This window comes from Empedobacter sp. 225-1 (assembly GCF_030328185.1).
Lineage (GTDB): Bacteria > Bacteroidota > Bacteroidia > Flavobacteriales > Weeksellaceae > Empedobacter > Empedobacter stercoris.
Map to the genome: position 1 here is coordinate 1 of NZ_JACALO010000084.1, position 1,760 is coordinate 1,760.

Genomic DNA, 1,760 nt, shown 5'->3' on the forward strand with positions numbered 1-1,760 from the left:
AAAGAAGCTGTCTCAAAACTAGACAGCTTCTTTTTTTTGCTTTTTAGAATACATATGTTCTTGTATAGTTGGATTTTTACTGTATTTTTTGTAAATTTAATGTAAGAATTCCATCTATTTCTCTATGAATTTCAAGCATTACAATCAGCGTCAAACCGCACTTTTTCCTTATTCATTTGACGACTTAATTTCAGAAAAACACCCTGTTCGGGTTGTTGACCAAGTTGTAGAGTCCATTAACATTCAGCCACTATTAAAAGCCTACAGTAAAGAAGGTAATCCGGGTTATCATCCAAAAATGTTATTAAAAGTGATGATTTATGCTTATATGAGCAATATTTATTCTTCACGAAAAATAGAGTTGGCTATCAGAGAAAACATCAACTTTATGTGGCTTACCGCAATGAGCACTGTGGATCACAATACCATTAACCGATTTAGAAGTGATAAATTAAAAGATAGTTTTAAAGAAATCTTTAAACAAGTGGTCATGATGCTAGCAGAGGAAGGATTGATTTCTATGAAACAAATTTACACCGATGGCACAAAAATAGAAGCTCAGGCAGGCAGATACACTTTTGTTTGGGGTAAAAGCATTAAAACCAACAAAGCTAAAATGCTTACTCAGTTAGAAGAATTATGGAATTATGCTCAAAGTATATCTAATGATGACGATCCTGATACCGAGCCACCTCAGTTCAAGGAAATCAGTCAGGAAGTTATCCAAAAAACCGTTGAACAGATAGATACCAAATTATCGGGTAATGAAAAAGCTTCCAAGAAATCTAAAGCCAAACTGCGTTACATCAAACAGAACTTTGAAAAAAATCTTCGGAAATATGAAGAACAGGAAGCTATTTTAGGCGGAAGAAACTCATACAGTAAAACCGATCCTGATGCAACTTTTATGCGTATGAAAGAAGACCATATGCAAAACGGACAGTTAAAACCCGGTTACAACGCCCAAATATCAACAGAAAACCAAATCATTATTAATTACACTTTACATCAAAACCCTACAGATACCAAAACTTTAAAGCCACACTTAGAAAATCTTAAAGAAACTTATGGGGCAGAAATCTTTAAAAAAATAGAAAACATTACAGCCGATGCAGGCTATGGTAGCGAAGAGAACTACGATTACCTTGAAAAAGAAGAGCTGACCGCTTATGTGAAGTACAATACTTTTGAAAAAGAACAAGATAAAAATTACCAAAAAAAGCACAAAACCTTTAGCAAAGAAAACCTTTATTACAACCAAGAAGAAGATTATTATGTGTGTCCGATTGGTCAGAAAATGCACAAAACCTATGAAAGCACAAAAACAACCCAAGCCGGATATATGCAGCAATTATCGCATTATCAGGCTCAAAATTGCGAAGGATGTCCGCTGCGGGGAGTCTGCTTTAAAGCCAAGGGAAACCGAAGTATAGAACGCAATCATAACCTTGAAAGACATAAAGAAAAAATCAGGGAATTACTCACAAGTCAAACGGGAATACAAAAAAGGAAACAACGCTCTGCCGATGTAGAGCCTGTATTTGCCCAAATGAAACACAACAACAATTTTAGAAGATTTTCATTAAAAGGAATCCAAAAAACCGAGTTAGAATTCGGATTAATGGCTTTAGCACACAACTTAAGAAAGAAAATTGCTGCATAAGGGCGATTTTACCCTTTTCTAAAATGATGAAATTTTATTGGAAATTAATTCAAATAAAAAAAACCGCCTCAAATTTTAATATTGAGACGGCTTCTTT

Annotated in this window: 1 protein-coding gene; it reads left to right on the forward strand. The window is 34.4% G+C overall.

What is annotated here, in order from left to right:
- Positions 1–124 precede the first annotated feature (124 nt).
- Positions 125–1,663, forward strand: coding sequence for an IS1182 family transposase (locus HX088_RS13815; RefSeq protein WP_286484476.1), 1,539 nt, complete (start codon positions 125–127; stop codon positions 1,661–1,663).
- The last annotated feature ends 97 nt before the right edge of the window (positions 1,664–1,760 follow it).